General features: G+C 70.3%; 19 protein-coding genes. 7 read left to right on the top strand and 12 right to left on the bottom strand.

The features are described from left to right. Positions 1-22: 22 nt before the first annotated feature. Together ABN273_RS01675 and ABN273_RS01670 are read right to left on the bottom strand one after the other, a co-directional pair. Positions 23-328: a hypothetical protein gene (locus ABN273_RS01675; RefSeq protein WP_349446780.1), complete on the bottom strand. Its 306-nt coding sequence runs from the start codon at positions 326-328 to the stop codon at positions 23-25. A 71-nt stretch (positions 329-399) separates the two neighbouring features. After that, entirely contained in the window at positions 400-729 is a 330-nt protein-coding gene (locus tag ABN273_RS01670) for an STAS domain-containing protein (RefSeq protein ID WP_349447171.1), read from the bottom strand. Between the two features lie 142 nt (positions 730-871). Here ABN273_RS01670 and ABN273_RS01665 point away from each other — a divergent pair, with 142 nt between their 5' ends. Both ABN273_RS01665 and ABN273_RS01660 read left to right on the top strand, forming a co-directional pair. Next, positions 872-1,843 (top strand): sigma-70 family RNA polymerase sigma factor, encoded by a 972-nt coding sequence (locus ABN273_RS01665; RefSeq protein WP_349446779.1) that lies wholly within the window; start codon positions 872-874, stop codon positions 1,841-1,843. Positions 1,844-1,897: 54 nt separating this feature from the next. Next, positions 1,898-2,455, top strand: a complete 558-nt coding sequence (locus ABN273_RS01660) for a dihydrofolate reductase family protein (protein WP_349446778.1) — start codon at positions 1,898-1,900, stop codon at positions 2,453-2,455. 146 nt (positions 2,456-2,601) lie between these two features. On the opposite strand, the gene guaA is transcribed toward ABN273_RS01660, so the two are convergent. Then, on the bottom strand, positions 2,602-4,149 hold the full coding sequence (gene guaA / locus ABN273_RS01655; protein WP_349446777.1) for a glutamine-hydrolyzing GMP synthase: 1,548 nt from the start codon (positions 4,147-4,149) through the stop codon (positions 2,602-2,604). A gap of 96 nt (positions 4,150-4,245) precedes the next feature. Here guaA and ABN273_RS01650 point away from each other — a divergent pair, with 96 nt between their 5' ends. After that, a complete protein-coding gene (locus ABN273_RS01650) occupies positions 4,246-5,196 on the top strand; it encodes a DUF2207 domain-containing protein (protein WP_349446776.1) in 951 nt (316 codons plus the stop codon). Here ABN273_RS01650 and ABN273_RS01645 read toward each other — a convergent pair. Together ABN273_RS01645 and ABN273_RS01640 are read right to left on the bottom strand one after the other, a co-directional pair. Further along, a complete protein-coding gene (locus tag ABN273_RS01645) occupies positions 5,187-6,008 on the bottom strand; it encodes an SDR family NAD(P)-dependent oxidoreductase (RefSeq protein WP_349446775.1) in 822 nt (273 codons plus the stop codon). The two genes, ABN273_RS01650 and ABN273_RS01645, sit on opposite strands and share 10 nt — an antisense overlap. Positions 6,009-6,118: 110 nt before the next feature. Further along, positions 6,119-7,612, bottom strand: a complete 1,494-nt coding sequence (locus tag ABN273_RS01640) for a DUF885 family protein (RefSeq protein WP_349446774.1) — start codon at positions 7,610-7,612, stop codon at positions 6,119-6,121. A 79-nt stretch (positions 7,613-7,691) separates the two neighbouring features. On the opposite strand from ABN273_RS01640, the gene ABN273_RS01635 reads away from it, so the two are divergent. Continuing rightward, entirely contained in the window at positions 7,692-8,435 is a 744-nt protein-coding gene (locus tag ABN273_RS01635) for a GNAT family N-acetyltransferase (protein ID WP_349446773.1), read from the top strand. Between the two features lie 5 nt (positions 8,436-8,440). On the opposite strand, the gene ABN273_RS01630 is transcribed toward ABN273_RS01635, so the two are convergent. From ABN273_RS01630 to ABN273_RS01615, 4 genes are all read right to left on the bottom strand, one after another. Continuing rightward, positions 8,441-9,418 carry a PLP-dependent cysteine synthase family protein gene (locus ABN273_RS01630; RefSeq protein WP_349446772.1) on the bottom strand — a complete coding sequence of 326 codons (978 nt, stop codon included), beginning with the start codon at positions 9,416-9,418 and terminating at the stop codon, positions 8,441-8,443. A 68-nt stretch (positions 9,419-9,486) separates the two neighbouring features. Continuing rightward, a complete protein-coding gene (locus ABN273_RS01625; protein ID WP_349446771.1) occupies positions 9,487-10,230 on the bottom strand; it encodes an MBL fold metallo-hydrolase in 744 nt (247 codons plus the stop codon). Positions 10,231-10,259: 29 nt separating this feature from the next. Then, complete coding sequence (locus ABN273_RS01620; protein WP_349446770.1) at positions 10,260-10,844, bottom strand: TetR/AcrR family transcriptional regulator; 585 nt, start codon at positions 10,842-10,844, stop codon at positions 10,260-10,262. Between the two features lie 16 nt (positions 10,845-10,860). After that, complete coding sequence (locus ABN273_RS01615) at positions 10,861-12,366, bottom strand: succinic semialdehyde dehydrogenase (protein WP_349446769.1); 1,506 nt, start codon at positions 12,364-12,366, stop codon at positions 10,861-10,863. Positions 12,367-12,440: 74 nt separating this feature from the next. Here ABN273_RS01615 and ABN273_RS01610 point away from each other — a divergent pair, with 74 nt between their 5' ends. The 3 genes from ABN273_RS01610 to ABN273_RS01600 all read left to right on the top strand — a co-directional run bounded on the left by ABN273_RS01610 (position 12,441) and on the right by ABN273_RS01600 (position 18,106). Further along, entirely contained in the window at positions 12,441-14,702 is a 2,262-nt protein-coding gene (locus ABN273_RS01610; protein ID WP_349446768.1) for a protein kinase domain-containing protein, read from the top strand. A gap of 32 nt (positions 14,703-14,734) precedes the next feature. After that, complete coding sequence (locus ABN273_RS01605) at positions 14,735-16,693, top strand: beta-propeller domain-containing protein (RefSeq protein WP_349446767.1); 1,959 nt, start codon at positions 14,735-14,737, stop codon at positions 16,691-16,693. A gap of 159 nt (positions 16,694-16,852) precedes the next feature. Next, positions 16,853-18,106, top strand: coding sequence for a S8 family serine peptidase (locus tag ABN273_RS01600; protein ID WP_349446766.1), 1,254 nt, complete (start codon positions 16,853-16,855; stop codon positions 18,104-18,106). A gap of 61 nt (positions 18,107-18,167) precedes the next feature. Here ABN273_RS01600 and ABN273_RS01595 read toward each other — a convergent pair whose 3' ends face one another. From ABN273_RS01595 to ABN273_RS01585, 3 genes are all read right to left on the bottom strand, one after another. Continuing rightward, positions 18,168-18,647, bottom strand: coding sequence for a DinB family protein (locus ABN273_RS01595; RefSeq protein ID WP_349446765.1), 480 nt, complete (start codon positions 18,645-18,647; stop codon positions 18,168-18,170). Then, positions 18,644-20,380 (bottom strand): glycerol-3-phosphate dehydrogenase/oxidase, encoded by a 1,737-nt coding sequence (locus tag ABN273_RS01590; RefSeq protein WP_502910902.1) that lies wholly within the window; start codon positions 20,378-20,380, stop codon positions 18,644-18,646. The genes ABN273_RS01595 and ABN273_RS01590 overlap by 4 nt, the downstream gene beginning before the upstream one ends. Before the next feature lie 197 nt (positions 20,381-20,577). Beyond that, positions 20,578-21,348, bottom strand: a complete 771-nt coding sequence (locus ABN273_RS01585; protein WP_349446764.1) for a DeoR/GlpR family DNA-binding transcription regulator — start codon at positions 21,346-21,348, stop codon at positions 20,578-20,580. Positions 21,349-21,352: the final 4 nt, after the last annotated feature.

Here is a 21,352-nt window from a genome sequence, read left to right as displayed (position 1 = left end):
GGTTGTGGACGCGCGTGCTACGTCACTGCCCGCCGAGACGCTGCGGCCCGACCTGCCCGCCCTGCTGCCTCATTGACGTGCCGAACGGCTGTCCCTGGGGCCCCATCGAGGTGCCGCCAACGCCGACCAGTTCCAGCAGTCGCGTCTCTACGTACCTGTCGCTGTGGTGAGACTTGTCGGCGATCCGCTCGACGAGATCGTTGACGTTACGGGCGAAGTCGAGATCGGACGGGCTGACCTCGGCGAACTGGTCCAGGATCTGGTACCTGATCTGCTGCCAGTTCTGCCGAAGCTGCTGCTCGATCTGCTGGGCCTGCTGCTGTTCCATGAAGCGTCCTTTCCTAGTTGGGAACGCCGTGAACCTACCCTTCGTAGTCGTCTCGTCACTCATCTCGCGTCTTAAGGGTCTTTAGATCGTTTCGGGATAATAGTGAAGGCCCGGGTCAGTCCCGTGAGATCCAAGAGGCGGCGAACCCTGTCATGCAGGTGAGCCAGCTCCATGGTGCCGCCCGCGTCGGTGACCTCGCGCTGGGCCTCGAGCAATGCCTCCAGCCCGTGAGAGTCGCAGAAGGTCAGTCCGGTCGCCTCCACCAGCAGGTTGCGCCGCTCACCCGCCAGCGCTTCGTCAACAGCGGCCAGCAGGCAGGGAGCCGAGCAGATGTCCAGCTCACCGTCCAGAGCGACGATGCAGCGATCAGAGGACTGCGTCACCCGCGCCGTAAGGGGCATCACGATCACCCCGCAGGTATTACACAATTGATACCTTCCACTCCCACGCTACGCCGTGACCTGCGAGGACTCCAGACGCACAGCTGAACACAGCCACACGGGAAGAGCAGACGATCATGCCGACCGGCCAGGGCCCGATGTGATGCAGGAATGCCCTGTGCACCATGATGAGCAGGTGGAGTTCGAGCCTTACCGGGGTGAGCTGGTCGCGTACTGCTACCGGATGCTGGGCTCTTTCCACGAGGCTGAGGACCTGGTGCAGGAGACGATGCTACGGGCGTGGAAGGCCCGTGATCGGTACGACAGCACTCGCGCGTCAGTACGGACGTGGCTGTACCGGATCGCCACCAACGCCTGCCTGACCGCGCTGGAGGGGCGTGCGCGGCGGCCGTTGCCGACCGGGCTGAGCGCGCCGAGCGATGATCCCGGTGCGCCGCTCACCCCGGCGTTGGACATCCCCTGGTTGCAGCCGTTCCCCGACGCGCGGTACGACCTGCAGATGCGGGCGGACCTGCGGCTCGCCCTGGTGGCGGCGATGCAGCTGCTGCCGCCGCGGCAGCGGGCTGTCCTCGTGCTCCGCGAGGTGCTGCAGTTCAGCGCCGCCGAGGTCGCCACGCAACTGGAGACCACGGTCACGGCCGTCAACAGCGCCTTGCAGCGGGCCCGCGCCGTCCTCGCGGACGTGGGCGATGTGAGCGGGGTGGCCGAGCCGGACGATCCCGAGGCCCGCGCGGCGATCCAGCGGTACGCGCGAGCATTCGAGGCGGCGGACGTCCCCGCCCTCGTGCGGCTCCTCACCGACGACGCGATCATGGAGATGCCGCCGGTGCCGTTGTGGTACCAGGGCAGCCGCGACTATGGACTGTTCATGCGCCGGGTGTTCGACATGCACGGGACCGGCTGGAGAACGAGGCTTCTGACCGCCAACGGGCAGCCCGCACTCGCCGCGTACAGACCAGAGCCCGGTGGCGGGCACCGGCTGCACACGCTGCAGGTCTTCACAGTCACCGGCGGCCGCGTCGCGCACAACGTGGTGTTCGCCGATCCGCACGTGCTTAAGGCGTTCGACCTGCCCCAGCAGATTTTTTTCGACGAGTTCCGCCGGGCGCGATGAGTCTGGCCGGTGCCGCTGGTACATACCGGCGAGCATCAACGGAAGGACATCATCGTGAGCGTCATCGTCATACAGTTCATCACCCTGGACGGGATCGTTTCCGACCCCGACGGGTCCGCCGGCACGGCGACCGGCGGCTGGGCGTTCCGGCACGGCCCCGAAGCGGTCGCCGGGGACAAGTTCCAGCTCGGCCGCACCCTCGACAACGGGGTCATGCTGCTGGGGCGGGCAACCTGGCAGCTGTTCTCGCAGATCTGGCCCGGCCGCGACGACCCGTTCGCCACGCGGATGAACGCCGCGCCGAAGCTGGTCGCCTCCCGCACGCTTACCGACACCTCGGCATGGGCGAACTCGAAGGTCATCGACGGCGACCTCGTCGACGCCGTCAATCGTGAGGACCGCGATGTGATCGTCCCCGGCAGCCTGAGCGTCGTCCACGCGCTGATGGCCGAAGACCTGATCGACGAATACCGGCTGCTGACCTTCCCCACGATCCTGGGCACCGGCGAGCGGCTCTTTCCCGACGGCAGGCCACCCGCCTACCTGGAGTGCCTGGCGGCCGAGCAGACCGGCGCCGCCGTCCTCACCCGATACGGGCGAACCGTAAGGTGACCGTTCCCGCCCGGCGGTGACGCGATGCAGTCCGCAAAACTGGATCACCGCCGGGCGGTCCCTGCGCGATCAACCACTCCCGACCCCCCGAATGGCAAACCACCAGCTCAGCGGCTCCCTCAGGCAGAGCTACGCCCGAAGGGGAATCACTCCCACTCGATGGTGCCGGGGGGCTTGCTGGTCACGTCGACCACCACGCGGTTGATCTCGCGGACCTCGTTGGTGATCCGGGTCGAGATGCGCGACAGCACGTCGTAGGGCACCCGTGCCCAGTCCGCCGTCATCGCGTCCTCCGACGTCACCGGCCGCAGCACCACCGGGTGCCCGTACGTGCGCCCGTCTCCCTGAACCCCCACCGAACGCACATCCGCCAGCAGCACCACCGGGCACTGCCAGATCTGCCGGTCCAGGCCGGCCCGGGACAGCTCCTCGCGGGCGATCGCGTCGGCCTCGCGCAGCAGGTCCAGGCGCTCGCGGGTGACCTCGCCGACGATGCGGATGCCGAGGCCGGGGCCGGGGAACGGCTGGCGCCAGACCATGGCACTCGGCAGCCCGAGCTCCTCGCCCGCCCGGCGGACCTCGTCCTTGAACAGCGCCCTCAGCGGCTCAACCAGCTTGAACTGGAGGTCCTCCGGCAGGCCGCCGACGTTGTGGTGGGACTTGATGTTGGCGGTGCCGGTGCCGCCGCCCGACTCCACCACGTCGGGGTAGAGCGTGCCCTGGACCAGGAACTCGACGGGGCCGTCGGCCATGATGGCGCGCTGCTCGTCCTCGAAGACGCGGATGAACTCGCGCCCGATGATCTTCCGCTTCTCCTCCGGGTCGGAGACGCCGTCCAGGGCCTTGAGGAAGCGGTCGGCGGCGTCGACCACGCGGAGCTTCACACCCGTGACGGCCACGAAGTCGCGCTCCACCTGCTCGGCCTCGCCCTTGCGCAGCAGGCCGTGGTCGACGAAGACGCAGGTCAGCCGGTCGCCGATGGCCCGCTGGACGATCGCGGCGGCCACCGCGGAGTCGACGCCGCCCGACAGCGCGCAGATCGCCCGGCCGTCGCCCACCTGGCGGCGCACGGCCTCGATGGAGTCTTCGACGATGTTGAGCATGGTCCACGACGGGCGGCAGCCGGCCGCGTCGAGGAAGTGCTTGAGCACGGTCTGGCCGTGCTCGGAGTGGAGCACCTCGGGGTGGAACTGCACGCCGTAGAGGCCGCGCTCCGGGTGTTCGAAGGCGGCGACCGGCGTCTCGTGCGTCGAGGCGGTCACCGCGAATCCCTCGGGGGCGGCCGCGACGCTGTCGCCGTGTGACATCCAGACCGTCTGGGCGGCCGGCAGGCCGGCGAAGATGACGCCCTCGCTGAGCACCTCCAGCGCGGTGCCGCCGTACTCGGCGACGCCCGTGCGGGCCACATCGCCGCCCAGCGCCTGCGCCATGGCCTGGAAGCCGTAGCAGATGCCGAACGTGGGCACACCTGTGTCGAACAGCCCGCGAGGCACCGGCGGCGCGCCTTCGGCATAGACCGAGGAGGGGCCGCCGGACAGGATGATCGCCTTGGGATTCTTGGCCATCATCTCCTCGACCGGCATCGTCGAGGGGACGATCTCGGAGTAGACGTGGCACTCGCGCACGCGCCTGGCGATCAGCTGCGCGTACTGTGCGCCGAAGTCGACCACCAGCACTGTGTCGAATTCAGACACCTGAGAACCCCCCAAAGGCGAAATGCGGTAACCACAGTCTATCGGCCCTGCGCATTACACCTGGCCTGCCAACGGCACTCGTGCTAACACAGAACAATGGATCTTGCCTGGCCGGTGACCGCGTGGGCCCTCTGGGTGACCGCGCTGGCCGCCGCCTTCAAGGTGTCCAGCCGCGAGCGACCCCAGGAAGCGCCCTGGTACGAGGTGCCCGCGCCCGTGGTCGAGCTTTTACGCGGGATGCGGTCCCAGGATGTGTTCCATGCGGCGCTGTTCGACCTGGCGGGCCGAGAGTGGGTGACGATCGAGGGCGACCGCCTCGCATTGGCCCCCCAGAGGCAGGAGCCGCTCCGGCACTATGAGCGGTGGGTCCTGGAACGGGTGGCCGCCCGCCTGGGAGGCAAGCCGTACGCGCCCGTGATGGCGCTCATGCCCGAAGGGTCCGACCTGGACGGCGACCTCGTCCCGCTCGTCCGGCAGACGGCCATCGAACTCGGCCTGGCGCGCAGGCGCTGGCAGACCATGATCGTGCCGCTGCTCCTGGCCGTGGGGCTCGTGGTCCCCTGGTACGCCACCATTTCGGCGGCCGGGCTGTCGTGGCCGGGGATGATCGCGACAATGGTGTCGTTCGTGGCCGGAGGAAGCCTGCTCCTGGCCGGAAGGGGTTTCCTGCTGACCGAGGCCGGGCGGGAGATCGCCGGGCCCGACCGCGCGCCGGTGAACCCCCAGCCGGAGTGGATCTACACCGGCAGCGGCTGGCGCGGCGTGGAGATCGAGCCGCCCGGCTCCTCCGCTCCCGTCCCCGGACGGCAGGAGGTCTCCGGCTACATCGTCAAGCGCTGGGCGGTCATCGACATGGACTCCGACTCGATGAGCAGCAGGCGCTCCTACTACGTCGCCCTCCATGACGGCAGCTCGGAGAAGGCCACGTCATACCTGATCAATGAGGGGGTCTACCACGATGTGCTGCCGGGCGACTTCGTCCGGCTGCTGGTCAAGCCGCGCACCGGCAGGGTCGCCCGGGTGCTCGGCCACGAACGTCACTGGTAGGACGGCAGGTTGCCGGTGAGCAGGGTCTCGGTCTGCAGGCGCAGCCGGGCGGCGTACCTGGGATCGGTCAGCACCAGGAACCGCTCCTCCCGGATGGCCTCCACGACCCGGTCGGCGACCAGTGACGGCTCGATGCCGCGCTCCGACGCCCTGCTGACGGACTCCTGAACCGCCACCTCGTCCTGGGTGGGGGTGTTGACCAGGGTGGGCGGGCGTACGCGCGCCGAGTCGGCGATGCGCGTCCTGACCGCGCCGGGGCAGAGCGCGGTCACGCGGAGCTTGGCACCCGCGGCGGCCAGATCCTGGGCGAGGGCCTGGGACGCGGCCAGCGCGGCGTACTTGCTGACCGCGTACGCGCCGGCCCCGGGCGTGGCGAACAGCCCGGCCACCGACACCGTGTTGACGATGTGCCCCTCGGTGTCCTGCTCGATCATGCGCGGCACGAACTCGCGGACGGCGTGCAGCACCCCCCACAGGTTCACGCCGAGCAGCCAGGCGAAGTCCTCCTCGCCGCGGGTCCACATGTGGCCGCCCTGGAAGACGCCGGCGTTGTTGCACAGCACGTGCACGGCGCCGAGCTCGCCGAAGCAGCGGTTGGCCAGGTGTTGTACGGCCGCCGCGTCGGACACGTCGATGACCTGCGTGAGCACCTTGCCGTCGCCCGCCTGGGCGGCCGTCTCCGCGAGACCGCCGGGATCGACGTCGGCGAGCATCAGCGTCATGCCCTCGGCCGCGAACCTGAGCGCCAGCGCCCGCCCGATGCCGCTGGCCGCGCCCGTCACGACGGCGATCTTGCCAGAGAGCTCCCGCACAGGCCCAACCTCCCTCGCTCGCGACCGACGCTACCTGACGCGCCGCCGCCGCTCCAGGGAATCCCACCGCGTGGTACCGCCCCCTCCGCCCGCCGGCGCTCCCGGCGGTCCTAGAGGATGCGGTCGATCAGGCCCAGCGGCGGCGAGCCGAGGTCGAGCAGGGCCTTGTGGAAGCGCTGCAGGCTGAAGCTCGCGCCCCACTCCTTGCGCGCCCGCTCCCGCAGGTCGAGGATGAGCAGCTTACCCCACGTGTAACGCCCGTACGTCGGGTCGAACGACGCCCGCCGGGCCTCCGACAGCGCAGCGGGCCCCGCCAGATGCGTGTCGGACTCGAAGCGCCTGGCCCCATCCTCGACCGTCATCTGCCCGGTGTGCACGCCGATCGCGCACGCGAGCCGGGTGACGCGGATCAGCGCCTCCACCCACACCCCGATCTCGAAGCGCGGGTCGTCCGCCTCGAAGCCCTCCTCCACGCACAGCTCTTCGGCGTAATGCGCCCATCCCTCGATGAACGCCATCGACTGCAGCAGCCTGCGCACGTCGGACTTCGCCCGCCGCAGCGCGCGGGCGTGCGAGAAGTGTCCTGGCGCGACCTCGTGCACGTTGATCGCCGGCAGCGTCGTACGGCTGAAGATCTCCAGCCACTCCTCCTGGTCCTGCTCAGGCCAGGACGGCTCCGGCGGCGTGATGTAGTACCAGGACGGGCCCTCGGGCTCGCCTGGCGAGTTCCACGCCATCATGGCCATCGCCCAGCGCCGCGACTCGGGCGCCAGGCCGACCAGGCATTCGCCGTCGTGGTAGGGCACGAGGTCCTTCTCGCGGGTGAACGCGATGGCCTTCTCCGTGCCGATCCGCGCCGCCTCGATCACGCCGTCCGCGTCGGGGTGGTCCTTGACCAGCTCACGTACGACGTCCAGCGGCGCCCTGCCCGTCTCCCCCAGCTTGGCGCAGGACTCGGCGAGCAGCGCCATCAGCCGGTCCCGCTCGGCGTCCGCCCGCTCGGCCAGCCTGTCCAGGTCGACCGGCAGGCCCTCGGCCGTGCCCATGAGCCTGGCCAGGGCCTCGCCGCCGAGCGAGGCGTCGGGGTCGCCCTCGGCCGCGGCCCGCTCGACATGCTGGACGAGCCGTCCGTGGGCCTTGAGCGCGGCCCCGTCCGTGACCCCGACGGCCAGGCCCTTGACCGCCGCGAGCAGGGACTTCGCGACGGGGGCCGGGACCTGGTCGAGCGAGGCGATCGCCTGGTCCACGGCGTCGGGCCAGAGCGCGAGGTGGGCCGACTTGGCCGCGGCGCGCTCCTCCTCGGGGGCGTAGTCGCGGTCGTAGCAGGCGAGGTCGAGGTTGGACAGGTGGATCAGCGGGTTCTTGCGATGCAGCTCCAGCTCGCCGAACTGGGTGCGCAGGCTCTCCTCGAACACCTGTAGGTGCTCGGCGTCATGCCCGTCCTCGGGCGCGGCGCCCTGGCCGAGCCGCGCCAGCCCGGATCGCACGCCCTCGGGTGAGAGGTCCTGGATCCGGCCGTCGTACTCGTGCCTGCCGCCGCCCTCGCGCGCCTCGGCCACGATCAGGTCGGTGATGGCGCGCAGCCTGGCGTCAAGTTCTGTCATGCGGCCGACGCTAGCGCACGCTTTCTTGCCCGGTTTATTCGCGCACGTGCCAGCCGGCCGCAATGTGAGAATGATCTGCATGGCTATCAAGATCACAACGCTCGCGGAGCGTCCCGAGTTCGCGCCGTCGTTGTTCGAGATGGACCATACGTGGCAGGAGTTCATGCTGCAGGACCAGATCGCGGACCTGTTCTACCCCTTCGCCACCACGACCCACGCCGAGTACGTGCTGGTGGCCGACGACGAGGCGGACCCCGGGCGGCTGGTGGCGCGGGGCTGCCTGACCCCGTTCTGCGGGGATGGCTCCGAGCTGCCCGACGACGGGTGGGACGGTGTGATCAGGTCCGGCTGGCTGGCCCGCGAGCGCGGCACGCGGCCCGACGCCATCTCCGCTCTGGAGATCAGCGTCCGCCGTGACCTGCAGGGCACGGGCCTGTCTTCGGTGATGCTGGCGGCCATGCGCGACCACGCCGCCCGCCTCGGCTACCGCGAGCTGGTGGCGCCCGTCAGGCCCAACAGGAAGCACCTCGAACCGCACACCCCCATGTCCGAGTACGCCTTCAGGGCCCGCGCCGACGGCCTGCCCCATGACGCCTGGTTGCGGGTGCACGTGCGGGCGGGCGGGAAGATCGTCAAGGTGGCGCCCCGCTCGATGGTGGTGGCGGGCACGCTGGCGGAGTGGCGCAAGTGGACGGGCCTGCCGTTCGACCGCTCCGGTCCGCTGGAGGTGCTGGGCGCGCTCACCCCGGTGCACTGCGACGTGGAGCACGACCACGCGGTGTACGTGGAGCCGAACGTCTGGGTCGTCCATCCCCTGAGCTGAGCGACTCAGACGCCGGTACGGCTCCGCAGCTCGTCCCTGTGCTGCCCGGTGTCCAGCCCCTTTCCTGCGGCCCACGCGTCATCGTGATAGGTCGCCAGATGCCGATCGGCGGCATCCCCGAGCAGCGACACCACCGTGCCGGTCTCGCCCCTGGCCCGCATGCGCTCGACCAGCTCCAGCGCCGCCCAGAGCGCCGTGCCCGACGAACCGCCCACCGGCAGCCCCGTGACCTCCCTGATGTGCCTGGCCGCCGCCACGCTCGCCGCGTCGGGCACGGGAACGACCAGGTCGACGAGGTCAGGCCGGAACCCGGGCTCGATGCGGGGGCGGCCGATGCCCTCGATGCGCGACGGCATCCCGGTCGCGTAGTCGGGCACGTCGAGGGTCCATCCCGGGAAATATGCCGAATTATCGGGATCTGCCACCGCGACCCGGCACGGCACATCGTGGTCGCGGATCCAGCGGCCGAGCGTCGCCGACGTGGCGCCCGTGCCCGCCCCCGTCACCACCCAGTCGGGCCGCACCTGGGCGAACAGCTCCTCCCCCAGGTCGTGCTCGGCCGCGCGCCCGAACTGGTCGAGGAAATGGCCCGGGATCTCGCGCGCCGCGTCGTAGATCGCCAGCGGCGGCGTCACGAACCTGCACTCCCCGCCGAGCGCCTCCACCGCCCGGGCGCGCAGCTCGCTCCGCTCGCCCGGCATGACCACGATGTACGGCAGCCCGAGCCGCCGGGCGAACCAGGCCTGCGCCACGGCCGCGTTGCCACCCGTCGCCTCCACCACGGTCGTGCCCTCGGTGACCAGCCCGTCGAGGACGGCCCGGCGGAACAGCGCCCTGGCATGGCGGTGCCGCAGGCTCCCGCTGGGCTGCGCGGACTCGTCCTTCAGCAGCAGCCTGATCCCGGGCGCCTGCACCGGGAAGTCGATCAGCGGGGTGGGCTGCCCCGCCGCCAGGACGTCGAGCGCACGCGCGTTCCAGCTCACCGCTTCACCCTGCCAGGCGTAGGCGGGGCAGGTCGCGCCCGTTCGCCAAGAGCCAAGCCCAGGGACAGTCAGAGAAGTCGGGTGCTCTCGCCTGGAGCCAGCAGCCGCAGCCGGTCCCCGAACCCGGCGAACGCCTTCTCCACCGTCTCCCGCCCCTGCGTGAAGTGCGCCCAGTGCTCGAAGTGCAGTGGCACCACGTACCTGGCGTCCAGGATCTCGGCGGCCGCCACCGCGTCGTCGCTGGTCAGCGTCAGGTAGCCGTCGACCAGCGGCGTACGGGCCCCGCCCGCGAACAGCAGCGCCACGTCCACCGGGCCGACCCGCCCGGCGACCTCCCGCACGACGTCCAGCGAGGCGTTGTCCCCGCTCACGTAAACCGTCGGCAGCCCCTCACCGCTGAGCACGAACCCGGTGACCTCGCCCACCAGGTGCCCGGTCCCGTCCGGCCCGTGCTGCGCGGGGACCCCGGTCACCCGCAACCCGTCGCCCACCGTGACAGACGTCCAGTTGGGCAGCGCACGTACCGAGCCGCCCAGCCGCGCGGCCGCCGACCCCGTGGACAGGATCAGCGGCACGGACGCCAGGTAGTCCCGTCCGGCCTTGTCGAGGTTGTCCGGGTGCTGGTCGTGCGAGAGCAGCACGGCGTCCACCGGCCCGAGCGAGGAGACCTCGGCGGCAGGCCCCGTGGTCTTGGTGAGCGCCCTGTTCCCGATCGGGTAGTCGCCCGGCGCGTCGAACGTGGGGTCGGTCAGCAGGCGCACCCCGCCGAGCTCCAGGACCGCCGTGGGTCCTCCGACGTAACGAATCTCCATGGTCGTCAACGACACCGCGCCATGAGCGGTTATTCCGCGCGGAGCCCGTTGATGATCCGCCACGTCGAGCGGTGGCAGAGCGCGCGGAAGTCGGCCTCGTCCATCCCGATGCGCCGGCTCAGGTACTGGTGGACCAGCCCCTGCGCGCTCGACGTGACCGTGATCGCCGTCTCCAGCGGGTCGTCCGCGCGCAGCCGTCCCGTACGCATGCCCTCCTCGACGAGCCCCGTGACGACGCTGAAGGGCGGGCCCTGCCCGTCGCGGAAGTCCTCGGGGAAGCGCCGCGCCCCCGCCCAGGCGTCCAGGGTCAGGAACCGGTACAGATGCGAGCTCCCGAGCGCGAAGTCGAGGAAGTCGTCGAGGGCGGCCGAGACCCGCTCGTCCCAGGACCCCGAGGGAGCGCGCCGCGTCCACATCGTGGCCAGCTCGCCGGCGCTGCGGTCGGCGACGGCGCGAAGCAGGGCGTCCCTGTTGGGGTAGTGCCGGTAGATGGCCATGGCTGTGATGCCCACGGCGTCGCCCACGCGCCGCATGCTGACCGCGTCGGCGCCCTCCTCCATGAGGATCCGCTGCGCGACGGCCACGATGCGCCCGGCCGTGCCCTGGTCGTTCATGTTTACAGCGTAGACGTCACTTGAGGCGCAGCCGCCGCATGGTCTTCAGCGTGGTGGCCAAGGTGGCGGCCCACTTCTCGTACGGCAGCCCGAACGGCGGCTCGAAGCCCAGCCAGCCCGCCTGCGCGGCCACGGTCTTGGACTCGGTGTAACGCAGCAGGCCCTCCGCGCCGTGCCGGCGGCCCAGGCCGGACGCCTTCATGCCGCCCATGGGCGCGTCGTAGGAGGCGTAGGCCGAGGCGTACCCCTCGTTGATGTTGACCGTGCCTGCCCGGACACGGGCGGCGAGCGCGCGGCCGCGCGGGAGGCTGGCGGTCCAGATGGCGGCGTTCAGGCCGTAGATGGTGTCGTTGGCCAGCTCGACCACCTCGTCGTCGGAGGAGAACGGGTAGAGCGCGACCACCGGTCCGAACGTCTCGTTGCGGCACAGCTCCATGTCCTCGCCGACGCCGGTGAGCACGGTCGGCTCGTAGAACAGCGGGCCGAGATCGGGCCTCGCCTTGCCGCCGGTCAGCAGGGTCGCGCCCTTGGCCAGGGCGTCGTCCACGTGGGCGCTGACCGTGTCGAGCTGGCGCTGCGAGGTGAGCGAGCCCATCTGCACCGACCAGTCGTGCCCCGCGCCCAGCTTGAGGCCCCTGACCTGGGCGACGAAACGCTCGGCGAACGCGTCGAACACGGACGCGTGCACGTACAGGCGCTCGATCGACAGGCAGAGCTGCCCGGCGTTCGCGAAGCAGGCCCGGATGGCCCCCAGCACGGCCGCGTCCAGGTCCGCGTCGTCGAGCACCACCATCGGGTTCTTGCCGCCGAGCTCCAGCGAGCAGCCGATGAGCCGTTTGGCCGCCTCCTCGGCGATCTTCCTGCCGCCGCGCGTGGAGCCCGTGAACCCCACGTAGTCGGCGTGGTCGAGCAGCGCGTCGCCGATCTCGGCCGGCTCGCCGAGCACCACCTGCCAGATCTCGCGCGGCATGCCCAGCTCGGCCAGCAGGTCGATGGTCCACAGCGTGGACAGGGCGGTCTGCGTGTCCGGCTTGTGCACGATCGCGTTGCCGGCCAGCAGCGCGGGCACCGCGTCGGTGACGCCGAGCGCGAGCGGGTAGTTCCACGGGGAGATCAGCGCGACCACGCCCTTGGGCTGGCGCAGCTCCGCCACCCGGGTGGCCACGGGGAAGATGCCCTTGCGGGCGCGCGGGGCGAGCAGGCCGGGCGCGCGGCGGGCGTAGTAGAGGCTGCAGCCCGCGACGTCGAGCACCTCCTCGAAGGCGTGCTTGCGGGCCTTGCCCGTCTCGTTCTGGACGATGTCGAGGATCTCGTCCCTGCGGTCGAGAATCGCGTCGTGCAGCAGCAGGAACGGTTTCGCCCGCTCCGCCGCGGGCCTGCCCGCCCACTCGGCCTGGGCCGCCCTGGCCTTCTCGTACGCCCGGCGGACGTCGTCAACGTCAGATATGGGCAGATCAGCAAGGGTTTCGCCGGTGAACGGGGCGATGATGTGCCGTGTCCTACCGCTGGACGTCACGTGCATGGCAGCAGGATATTCCGCCGGGCTACCGGCGGGTAGTTTTTGCGGATGCGCGGCATAGGGCCAGAATCCCTTTCATGGCAACCTTCGCTCCGCTGCGCCCCGGGGATCCACAGCGGCTGGCGGGCCTGGATCTCCTCGGCCGGCTGGGCGAGGGCGGTCAGGGCGTCGTCTACCTCGCCCAAGGCCACAATGACGCGCGCGTGGCCGTCAAGTGGCTGCGGCCCGACCTGTCGGGCGACCAGGTGAGTGCCGACAGGTTCCTGCGCGAGGTCCAGGTGGCCCAGCAGGTGGCGCCGTTCTGCACCGCGGCCGTCCTCGGCACCGGGGTGGAGCAGGATCGGCCGTACATCATCAGCGAGTTCATCGAGGGGCCCTCGTTACACCGGGTGGTGCAGGAGGAGGGGCCGCGCAGCGGCTCCGTCCTGCACCGGCTGGCCATCGGCACCGCCACCGCGCTGGCCGCGATCCATCAGGCCGGGATCGTGCACCGCGACTTCAAGCCGGCCAACGTGATCATCGGCGCCGACGGGCCCCGAGTGATCGACTTCGGCATCGCACGGGCACTGAACGCCACCGCGACGATCAGCAGCATGGTCGTGGGCACGCCCGCGTACATGTCGCCCGAGCAGATCATGGGTCACACGGTCGGCCCGGCCTCCGACATGTTCGCCTGGGCCAGCACGATGATCTTCGCCGCCTCCGGCCAGGCGCCGTTCGGCAGCGACACGATGCCCGCGGTGATCAACCGCGTCCTCAACCACCATCCCGACCTGGGCGTGCTGGACGCTCAGCTGCGTGACGTGGTGGCCGCGTGCCTGGCCAAGGACCCGGCGCAGCGGCCGACGGCCGAGCAGGTCATCATGCGCCTGCTGCGGCACCCCGCGCCCGGCTCCGCGCCGAGCTCGGCGCCGAACCCCGGCATCCTCGCGCAGGCCGCCGCCGAGGCCGCCCCCACACCCGCGCCCGCCTCCCCCTTCGCATCGCCCTCGGGACCTCCGTCAGGGCCTCCGTCGGGACCTCTGTCGGGGCCTCTTTCGGGGCCTCCTTCGGGACCTTTGTCGGGGCCCACATTAGGACCGTACGCGGGCCCGCCGTCCGGACCCGCCCCGTACCCGGGCCCGGTCCCGCACACGGGCTCGGTCGCGCCGTCCCCTCAGCCCTCGTGGCATCCTCCGGGCCCCCACGGGCAGCAGCCCACCCACCCGAGCTGGCTGAACCAGCAGCGCCCACCGCAGAAGAAGAGCAGGGCCCCGCTCATCGCCGGCATCACGGTGGCGATCGCGCTGCTGATCCTGGCCGGCGTGGTCGTGGTCATCCAGGTCGACAAGGGCACGCTGGCCGACCCTCCGCGCACTTCGACGCCCGGCCCGACCAGGTCCAGGACGAGCACCAGCCAGACCCCGGGCCCGTCGCCCGTGCCGACGACGGGCACCAGGGTGTCGATCCCCGGCGCGAGCGGCATGTACCTCTACGAGAACCGGCGCGACGCGGTCGTCCTGACGTCCTACGAGGTCTTCGACAAGAAGAAGGACGACTGGATCGACTACGCCAGGGGCGCGCTGCACGGCTCGTTCACGAAGTACGCCGCCAACTGGGAGTCCATGGTCTCCCCCGACGGCCGCTACCTCGCCACCAGGGGCCGGAGCTACAGCTCGGACGACTTCGACTTCCTCGTCGTCACCGACCGGCAGACCGACGAGCGTACGACGATCAAGACCGTCAAGGAACCGCTGATCAGCAGCATCAGGGCGTGGTCGAGGGACGGCTCCAAGATCCTGCTCAACGTCGAGAAGAAGAACGGCAAGGACTGGATCTACATCGGGTTCGTGCTGGTCGACGTGGCTGAGAAACAAGCCAAAACGGTGACCGTCTCCGACACCTCCATCCGCCAGACGGCCTTCGGCTTCGACGGCGACGACGAGGGCACGGTGAACGTCTACGGCGACGAGAAGAACCGCGGCCTGCGCTTCTTCAACACCGAGGGCAAGGCCACGCGCTCCCTGCCGGGCATCGGCACACTGTCCGCCGGCACGCAGGACATCTTCTCGCCCTCGGGCAAGACGTTCGTCACCAACTGCCCCAACGGCGGCGACGGCGACCACTGCATCTGGGACTCCCAGTCGGGCGACCGCCTGCGCAAGTTCTCCTCCGACTGTGACAAGGCCCTCGGCTTCTACGACGAGACCCACCTCTACTGCTGGGAGCAGGACAACGGCGCCAACGACGAGATCCAGGTCGTCGACTTCAACGGAAAGCTGGTGCGCAAGCTGCTTGAGGTGCCCGACGAGATCGACTTCAGCCCGGTCTTCACCGTCAACCCCGACGGGGGCTCCTGAACCATCCGGCCGGGACAGCCGTCAATGAGGGCATGAAGACGCTGATCCGTACGGCCGCGACCGCCGCGGCGCTCGCGACGGTAACGGCCGCCTGCACCTCCACGGCCGCAGGACCGCCTCCGGAGCCGAAGACGAGCCCGCTCGGCGCGATCCGCCTGGTGGCCTACACCAGCTGCGACGACCTGCTGTCCGGACTGCGCGAGCACGCCGCCAGGAACGTCTCCGCGTACGGCTTCGGCGGCGGCATCATGCCCTACGCGGTGGCGGAGGACGCCTCCCGCTCGGCCGTCGCGAAGGCGGACACGCCAGAGCACTCCACGACGAACGTGCACGAGGCCGGCGTGGACGAACCCGACATGGTCAAGACCGACGGCAACCGGGTCATCACCGTCTCGAACGGCATCCTGCGGATCATCGACACCGCCACCAGGAAGGTCACCGGATCGCTCAAGCTGACGGAGAAGGACCAGCCCGGCCTGGCCGCCGACCTGCTGGTCTCGGGTGACCGCGCGCTGGTGTTCATGCGCGGCGGCGACATCATGTACAGGGCGAGGAGCTTCGTCCAGCCAGGCGAGACGAGGTACGTGCTGGTCGATCTCTCGGGGCAGCCCAAGGTGCTGAGCACGATCAAGCCGCAGGGCTCGTACGTGGACGCCCGGATGGTCGGCTCCACGGTCAGGCTGGTCACCCGCAGCCAGCCGGACATCGCGTTCCCTGAGATCAAGGAAGACGTCCCGGAGGCCGAGCGCGTCAAGCGCAACCAGGAGGCGGTGCGCAAGGCCCCGGCCGACGCCTGGCTTCCCAAGATCGAGATCACGGACGCGTCGGGGACCGTCAAGAAGGACTCCGTGAAGTGCGAGCGGATCAGCCACCCCGCCGACTACACCGGCACGTCGCTGCTCACCGTGCACACCATCGACCTCGCGCAGGGCGTCACCGCGGCCGGCACCGACCCGATCAGCCTGGCGGCCGACGGCGACACCGTGTACGGCACCGGCAGCAGCCTCTACGTGGCCAGCAACCCGCGCTGGTGGATGCCGGCGCCCCAGCCGGTGGCGGACACCCCGGCGACCACGCCGACCTCGTCGAGCCTGGCCCCGGCCGAGGAGCCCACGCCCGCGGATCCCTCCGTGTCCGCATCCGCCTCCACTGAGCCCAGCCCGACGCCCACCGTCCCGCCGGAGGAGACGGAGGTCCACCGGTTCGACATCGCCTCGCCCGGCGCGCCCTCCTACGTGGCCTCGGGCAAGGTTCCCGGGCGGCTGCTGAACCAGTACTCGTTGTCGGAGCACGACGGCCACCTCCGCGTCGCGACCACGCTCGCCACCCAGGACGGCCAGAACAGCTCCAGCGCCGTGTACGTGCTCAAGGCCGACACCTTGGCCAAGACGGGCGAGGTCGGCGGCCTCGGCCGGGGCGAGCGCATCTACTCGGTCAGGTTCATGGGGCCGGTCGGCTACTGCGTCACGTTCAAGCAGGTAGACCCGCTCTACACGCTGGACCTGCGCGACCCTGCGGCGCCCAAGGTGACGGGCGAACTGAAGATCACCGGCTACTCCGCGTACCTGCACCCCGGCGCCGAGGGCCGGCTGATCGGGATCGGCCAGGAGGCCAGCGAGAAGGGCAGGACGCTGGGCACGCAGGTCTCGTTGTTCGACGTCAGCGACCCGGCCAGCCCACGCAGGCTGTCGCAGTTGTTCCAGAAGGACTCGGGCTCGACGGCCGAGTGGGAGCCGCACGCGTTCCTGTACTGGCCCAAGACCGGCCTGGCGGTGATCCCGCTGTTCCAGCGGACCGAGTCGGGCGCGCTCGTGCTGAAGATCGACGACTCCGCCGTGTCGAAGGTGGGCATGATCAAGCATTCGGCGAGCCAGTCGGGGATCGAGCGCGCGATCGTCATCGGCGACTCGCTCTGGACGCTCTCGTACGACGGCGTCCAGGTCAACGACGCCGCCACGCTGGCGCGACAGGCCTGGATCCCGCTGCGTTAAGCAAGAAGGGGTGCTGATTTCGTACGAAATTGGCACCTTTCTCCATGGACAGCCCTCGACACGTGATGAAAACTTTACTAACCATGTAATGTCGGATTGGCCGGGTTTGTCATCCCGCAGGCCTCGCCAGTCCCATCACCAGGAAGGGCCCACGCTGCCATGCGATCACGCACCCCCCTGCTTGCATTGCTCGTCAGCGCGCTGGCGTTAGCCCTGACGCCGCCGGCCGCCTCCGCCGCCGCACAAGAGACCCAGGCCGCGCAGGAGACCTACATCGTCCAGCTCAAGCCGACACTGCGGGCGGCGCCCCGCTCCGCCGCCCAGGACCAGGTGTCCCAGCACGGCGGCGAGCTCGTCGGCGTCTACGAGCACGCGTTCAAGGGCTACACCGCCCGCCTCAGCGCCACCGCCGCCGAGCAGCTCAAGCAGAACCCGAACGTGCTCAGCGTCGAGCCCGACGCCGTGGTGACGACGTTCGCCCAGACCACGCCCACGGGCGTCAAGCGCATCTTCGCCCCCAGCAACCCGAACCTGGACATCGACGGCGTCGATGACGTGCGCGTCGACGTGGACGTCGCAGTCGTCGACACCGGCGTGGACTACACCCACCCCGACCTGAACGTGGTCGCCCGCGCCAACTGCGTGAGCGGCATCTGCCTGAACAACACCGGCACCGACGACAACGGCCACGGCTCTCACGTCGCGGGCATCGTCGGCGCCAAGGACAACACCGCCGGCTCGGTCGGCGTCGCGCCCGGCGCCCGCATCCACGGCGTGAAGGTGCTCAACGCGGCCGGCTCCGGCACCCTGTCCGGCATCGCCGCCGGCATCGACTGGGTCGTGGCGCGCTCGTCCACGATCGAGGTCATCAACCTGAGCCTGGGCTGCAACGGCTGCTCGAGCAGTGCCATCAGCAGCGCGATCACGAACGCCGTCAACCGCGGCATCGTGGTCGTCGTGGCCGCGGGCAACAGCCACGCGAACACCTCCGCGTTCTTCCCCGCCAACCACCCGGACGTGGTCACCGTCTCGGCGCTGACCGACAACGACGGCCTGCCCGGCGGCGCGGGCGGCAGCACGCTCTCGTGCCGCAGCGAGACCGACCAGGACGACACCTCGGCGTTCTACTCCAACTTCGGCGCCACCGTCGAGATCACCGCACCGGGCACCTGCATCTACTCGACGTGGATGAACGGCGGCTACAACACGATCAGCGGCACCTCGATGGCCAGCCCCCACGTGGCGGGCGCGGCCGGCATCCTGACGGCGGGCACCCGCAAGCCGACGACCAGGGCGGGCGCGCTGGCCGTACGCACCAAGCTGATCTCCACCGGCAACTCCAACTGGACCGACGACTCCGGCGACGGCGTCAAGGAGCCGCTGCTCGACGTGCACGACTCCACGCAGTACTAGAGGACCATCCCGGAAGGGCGGTACGCGGATCCCGCAGCACCGCGTGCCGCCCGCCCCCCTTTCAGTTCTCGGCCAGCTCGCGGGCGATGTCGAGGTGCCCGGCGTGCCGCATGTACTCCTCCAGGACGTGGAACATGATCCAGCCCAGCGTCGGAGGCTCCTTGGGCGGCTGGAACCTGCCGATCTGCGAGGCCACGTCGGACAGCTGCGCCCTCGCCACGATCTGCCTGGACCGCTCGCACGCCGCCAGGTAGACGTCCTTGAGCTCCTCCAGCGACTCGGTCGCGACGAGTGCGCCCTCCTCGTCACGGTCTCCCATGTGGTCTGCCACCTGCTCGCCCGCGAAGTCCCACTGGAACCAGCGCCGCTCCACGTACGCCAGGTGCTTGAGCATCGCGGCAGGCGTCCACCCCGTGGGCACCCGGCTCACCTCGGGCTCGGGGAACCCGTCCAGCTTGCGCAGAATCTCCTCGCGGTAGTAGTCGAGATAGCCCTCCAGCAACTGGCGGGGGTCGGACAACTTCTTCGACGGTTCACTCATGAATGCTCCGGAAGGACGACGGGGACGATCTCCGGCGCGCCGAGCCTGATCGCGTCGGCCTCCTGGTCGGAGTCCTGCTCCTGCGAGCGCCGCTCGGCCTCGACCCGCTTGGCGTAGTATTCCACCTCCCTCTTCACCTGCTCGCCGTCCCAGTCGAGCGGCCCGGCCAGCAGCTCGGCCGCCTCCTGGGCCACCGCCAGGCCGCGGTGGAAGGTCTCGATGGAGATGCGCGTACGCCGGGTCAGCACGTCGTTGAGGTGCCTGGCCCCCTCGTGGGTGGCGGCGTAGACGATCTCGGCGCGCAGGTAGTCGTCGGCCCCCGACAGCGGCCTGCCCAGCGACGGGTCGTGCTCGATCAGCTCCAGCACCTCGTCGATCAGCGAGCCATAGCGCTGCAGCAGGTGCTCGATCCTGGCCACGTGCAGCCCCGAGGTCTGGGCCAGGCGGTGCCTGGCGTTCCACAGCGCCTGGTAGCCCTCGGCGCCGGCGAGCGGGATGCGGTCCGTGCACGAGCCCGGCACCCGCTGGTCGAGCCCGTGCACCACCGTGTCCACCGCGTCCTTGGCCATGACCCGGTACGTCGTGTACTTCCCGCCGGCGATCATCACCAGGCCCGGCACCGGGTGCGTCACCACGTGCTCCCTGGACAGCTTGGACGTGTCGTCGGACTCGCCGGACAACAACGGCCGCAGCCCCGCGTAGACGCCTTCGACGTCGTCCCGGGTCAGGGGGACGGACAGGACGGCGTTCACGTGGTCGAGCAGGTAGTCGATGTCGAGGCGGGAGGCGGCCGGGTGGACCTTGTCGAGGGTCCACTCGGTGTCGGTGGTGCCGATGATCCAGTGCCGGCCCCAGGGGATCACGAAGAGCACCGACTTCTCCGTACGCAGGATGATCCCGGTCAGTGAGTGGATCCGGTCCCTGGGCACCACGAGGTGGATGCCCTTGGAGGCGCGTACGTGGATCTGACCGCGGCCGCCGACGAGCTGCTGGATGTCGTCGGTCCAGATGCCGGTGGCGTTCACCACCTGCTGGGCGCGTACCTCCAGCTCGTCGCCCAGCTCCAGGTCGCGCACGCGTACGCCGGTGACCCGCTCGCCTTCCCGCAGGAACCCCACCACCTGCGCCCGCGGCGCGATGCGGGCGCCGTAGGTCGCGGCGGTGCGCAGCAGGGTCGTCACGTAACGCGCGTCGTCGACCTGCGCGTCCCAGTACTGCACGGCGCCCGTGAAGGCGGTCTTCTTCAGCGCCGGGGCCAGCCGCAGCGCCCGCGACCTGGACAGGTGCCGATGCCCCGGCACGCCGCGGGTGATCCCGGTCGCGATGCCGAGCGTGTCGTAGAGCGCCACGCCCGCGCCGACGTACGGCCGCTCCCACACGAAGTGGGTCAGCGGGAAGAGGAACGGCACCGGCCTGACCAGGTGCGGCGCGATCCGCTGCAGCAGCAGCGCGCGCTCCTGCAGGGCCTCGCGCACCAGCTCGAAGTTGAGCTGCTCCAGGTAACGCAGGCCGCCGTGGATCAGCTTGGACGAGCGAGACGACGTGCCGGAGGCGAAGTCCCTGGCCTCGACCAGCGCCACGTCGAGCCCCCGGGTCGCGGCGTCCAGCGCGATCCCCGCCCCAACGACACCGCCGCCCACCACGACCACGTCGAAGTCCTGCGCGGCCATGCGCTCCAGCGCCTCGGTCCGCTCCGCGGGCCCGAGCCGAGCCACGCACCTTCCCGGTGTCATATTTCCCCCTGGTACGGCTTTGTCGCCTGCGCTCCATACCTACCCTCGGGCCCCTCGCCCTGTAACGCCACCGCCCAAGTGCGGACCCGCCCCAGCGCCGCGCGAACCGCCGCACGCGTCCAACCCACCGCCTCCCGCTACGTCGGGACCCCCAAGGCCCTCACTCCTTCAATGGGACGGAAGGGACAGACACCGGGTCAGGCGCGGATGACCTTCACGCCCGCGTCGGTGAGCTCCGCGGCCAGCGCATCCGAGAGCCGGGCGTCCGTGACCAGTGTGTCGATCTGGCCGATCGGGCAGATCCGGGAGAAGGCCCGCTTGCCGATCTTGGAGGAGTCCGCCACCACGACGACCTGCGCCGCCCGGCTGATCAGCAGGTGGTTGACGCTGGCCTCACCCTCGTGGTGCGCCGAGGCCCCCACCTCGACGTCCAGCGCATCCACCCCAAGGAACGCCACATCCAGCGTCACCTGCTCCAGCACCCCGGTCGCCAGTGGCCCGATGAGCTCGTACGACTGCTGCCTGGCCACCCCACCCGTCACGACGATCTTGACGTGCTGCCGGACGGTCAGCTCGGCCGCGATGTTCAGCGCGTTCGTGACGACCGTGAACCCGCTCTCCAGCGTCGACATCGTCGCGAGCGTGCGTGCCAGCTCCGACGTGGTGGTGCCGCCGTTGAGCCCCACCACGGCCCCGGGCGTCACCAGCTCGGCCGCCGCGTCGGCGATGCGGTGCTTCTCGTCGGCATGCCTGGCCGTCTTGTACCGCAGCGGCAGGTCGTAGCTCACGCTCTGCGCGACCGCCCCGCCCCGCGTGCGCATGAGCATCTGCTGCTGCGCGAGCTGATCGAAGTCCCGCCTGATCGTCGCGGTGGAGACGTCGAGCGCCTGGGCGGCCTCCTCCACCGACAGCCTGCCTTCCTGGGCCAGCAGCTCAAGGATGGCGTTCCAGCGGTCGTAGCGGGACACGAGG

The organism is Nonomuraea sp. B19D2, from assembly GCF_040137845.1.
Lineage (GTDB): Bacteria > Actinomycetota > Actinomycetes > Streptosporangiales > Streptosporangiaceae > Nonomuraea.
The sequence above is the reverse complement of the archived record's forward strand: the minus strand, read 5'-3'. Positions and strand labels throughout refer to the sequence as shown.

Excerpts from the sequence above, each read along its gene's own strand:
- ABN273_RS01675 (WP_349446780.1), bottom strand. The coding sequence starts at position 328 with ATGGAACAGCAGCAGGCCCAGCAGATCGAGCAGCAGCTTCGGCAGAAC.
- ABN273_RS01670 (WP_349447171.1), bottom strand. The coding sequence starts at position 729 with ATGCCCCTTACGGCGCGGGTGACGCAGTCCTCTGATCGCTGCATCGTC.
- ABN273_RS01665 (WP_349446779.1), top strand. The coding sequence starts at position 872 with ATGCAGGAATGCCCTGTGCACCATGATGAGCAGGTGGAGTTCGAGCCT.
- ABN273_RS01650 (WP_349446776.1), top strand. The coding sequence starts at position 4,246 with ATGGATCTTGCCTGGCCGGTGACCGCGTGGGCCCTCTGGGTGACCGCG.
- ABN273_RS01640 (WP_349446774.1), bottom strand. The coding sequence starts at position 7,612 with ATGACAGAACTTGACGCCAGGCTGCGCGCCATCACCGACCTGATCGTG.
- ABN273_RS01635 (WP_349446773.1), top strand. The coding sequence starts at position 7,692 with ATGGCTATCAAGATCACAACGCTCGCGGAGCGTCCCGAGTTCGCGCCG.
- ABN273_RS01625 (WP_349446771.1), bottom strand. The coding sequence starts at position 10,230 with ATGGAGATTCGTTACGTCGGAGGACCCACGGCGGTCCTGGAGCTCGGC.
- ABN273_RS01620 (WP_349446770.1), bottom strand. The coding sequence starts at position 10,844 with ATGAACGACCAGGGCACGGCCGGGCGCATCGTGGCCGTCGCGCAGCGG.
- ABN273_RS01615 (WP_349446769.1), bottom strand. The coding sequence starts at position 12,366 with ATGCACGTGACGTCCAGCGGTAGGACACGGCACATCATCGCCCCGTTC.
- ABN273_RS01610 (WP_349446768.1), top strand. The coding sequence starts at position 12,441 with ATGGCAACCTTCGCTCCGCTGCGCCCCGGGGATCCACAGCGGCTGGCG.
- ABN273_RS01605 (WP_349446767.1), top strand. The coding sequence starts at position 14,735 with ATGAAGACGCTGATCCGTACGGCCGCGACCGCCGCGGCGCTCGCGACG.
- ABN273_RS01600 (WP_349446766.1), top strand. The coding sequence starts at position 16,853 with ATGCGATCACGCACCCCCCTGCTTGCATTGCTCGTCAGCGCGCTGGCG.
- ABN273_RS01595 (WP_349446765.1), bottom strand. The coding sequence starts at position 18,647 with ATGAGTGAACCGTCGAAGAAGTTGTCCGACCCCCGCCAGTTGCTGGAG.
- ABN273_RS01590 (WP_502910902.1), bottom strand. The coding sequence starts at position 20,380 with ATGACACCGGGAAGGTGCGTGGCTCGGCTCGGGCCCGCGGAGCGGACC.